Genomic DNA, 2,235 nt, shown 5'->3' on the forward strand with positions numbered 1-2,235 from the left:
TCGGCGGGTTCGTCGCCCTCGCGCTCGGTGTCGGGCTGCTCGCCACCATGGGGCTCGGCCTCTCCGCCACCTTTCACGCGCCCGAGCGTTCTCCCCAGCGGTTCGCGTCCTCGCCCGTCGTCGTCCGGGGCCAGGACCGGCTGACGCTCGACGTGCGGCGCGGGCCCGACACCGTACCCGTGGAGCAGCGGCTCGACCGTCCACAGNNAGGACCCGGGCGCGGTCGCCGCCGAGGTCAGGGCGCTCGTCGGCGACCGCGCCCGGGTCCTCACCGGGGACGCGCGCACGCAGGCCGACCCCGACCCCGAGCGGGACGCCCGCGCCCTCGTCGGCCTGGGCGCCCTCCTCGGCACCTCCGGCGGCGTCACCGCCTTCGTCTCCGTCTTCGTCGTCGCCTCCACCTTCGCCTTCGCCGTCGCACTGCGCCGGCGCGAGTTCGGGCTCCTCCGGACCGCCGGGGCCACCCCCGGCCAGATCCGGCGGCTCCTGCTCGCCGAGGCGGCGGCGCTCGGCGTGCTCGCCTCCGCCGCCGGGTGCGCGCTCGGCGCCCTCGGCGCGCCGCTCCTCGCCCGGACGCTCGTCGACGGCGGCCTCGCGCCCGCGTGGTTCACGATCGGCGGCCCCTCCTGGCCCTTCCACGTGGCCTTCTGGACCGGGGTGACCGTCGCCCTCACCGGGGCCCTCGCCGCGTCCCGGCGGGCCGGGAAGGTCGGTCCGACGGCGGCGCTGCGGGAGGCGGACGTCGACGCGGACGCCCTGCCCCTCGGCCGGGCCGTCCTCGGTGCGGGCCTGGTCGTGGCCGGGCTCGGGCTCCTCGTCTGGACCTGCGTCACCGATCCGTCCGCGCTGCTCAAGCGGAAGACGTACACGACCCTGCCGATGCTCCTGATCACCGGCGTCGCCCTGCTCTCCCCGCTCCTCGTCCGGCCCGTGGCCCGGCTGCTGCGGGCGCGCGGGGCGGTGGGGACGCTCGTACGGGAGAACAGCGCGGCCGCCGTACGCCGCACCGCCGCCGTCGCCGCGCCCGTCCTCGTGACCGTGGCGCTCGCCGGGACGCTGTTCGGCTCGGCGACGAGCGTCACGCGCGCGAAGGAGGTGGAGGCGCGGGAGCAGACGGCCGCGGAGTACGTGGTGAGCGGGGACGGCCTGCGGCCGGTGGCGGCGCCTGCCGGGGCGGTCCTCTCCCCGACTGGGGCGACCTCCGTCTTCGTACGGGACGGGGACGCGGCCGTCGTGAGGTACGGGGCGCGGGCCGTCGCCGACCCGGCCGCCTTCGCCGAGCTGGCCCGGCTGCCGGTGACCGCCGGGGACCTGCGGGACCTGGACGACCGGTCGATCGTCGTCAACGAGGAGTTCGAACGGCACCGGGTCGGCGAGACGGTGGAGGTGTGGCGGGCGGACGGGAGCGGTCCGGTACGGCTCCGGATCGCTGCCGTCCTCGCGCTCGGGACCGGCGACAACGGGCCGTACGTCACCCGGGCGAACGCACCGGGCGCCGCCCTCGACCGGATCGACGCGCGCGGGGGCGGGGCGGCGACGGCACAGGCCCTGGAGGCGAGCGGAGGGACGGCGCACGCGCGCGCGGCGGGCGACAACCGGCAGGCCCGTCTGGGCATGGCCCTGGTCCTGGGCATCGCCCTCGTCTACACGGTCATCGGCCTCGCCAACACGCTGCTGATGGCGACGTCGGTACGGGGCGGGGAACTGGCCTCGCTGCGGCTCGCCGGGGCGACCCGGGCCCAGATCCTGCGGGTGGTGACGGGCGAGGCGGTACTGGCCGTCGCGATCGGGGCGCTGCTCGGCCTGGTGGTGACGGGGGTCGTCCTGGGCGCCCTGGGAGCGGGCCTGGCGGCCCTCTCGGCGCCGGTCGCCCTGGTGCTCCCGTGGCCGGTGGTCGGGGCTGCGGCGGGGGCGTGCACGGTGGTCGCGGCCGCCGCGTCGGCGGTCCCCGCGTGGCGGCTCACGCGCTGAGCGGCGATGGTGGGACGACGGGGCGGCGACCGGGGTCGGAGCCGGGTCACCGCCCCGCCCACGCGCCGGGCCGGGCGGCGCCCGTGCGGACCTACGCCCGCTGGGCCGTACCCGTGCGGGGCGGTGCGCCGGCCCACCCTCGTGCGGCCGGCGCCCACCCCTCGCGCGGGCCTGCGCCCGTGCGGGGCGGTGCCCTTCGCCGCGCCCGTGTGGGCCCGCGCCCCGCGCCCGGGTCGGGCGGCGCCCCGCGCCCGTGTGGGCAAT

1 protein-coding gene is annotated in these 2,235 nt (G+C 78.9%); it reads left to right on the forward strand.

All coding sequences use genetic code 11. From position 1 onward, the window contains the following. Positions 1–333: 333 nt before the first annotated feature. On the forward strand, positions 334–1,971 hold the full coding sequence (locus CCN56_RS35555; protein ID WP_373412942.1) for an FtsX-like permease family protein: 1,638 nt from the start codon (positions 334–336) through the stop codon (positions 1,969–1,971). Positions 1,972–2,235 lie beyond the last annotated feature (264 nt).

Source organism: Streptomyces sp. NRRL B-24572 (genome assembly GCF_002156145.1).
Taxonomy (GTDB): Bacteria; Actinomycetota; Actinomycetes; order Streptomycetales; family Streptomycetaceae; genus Streptomyces; species Streptomyces vietnamensis.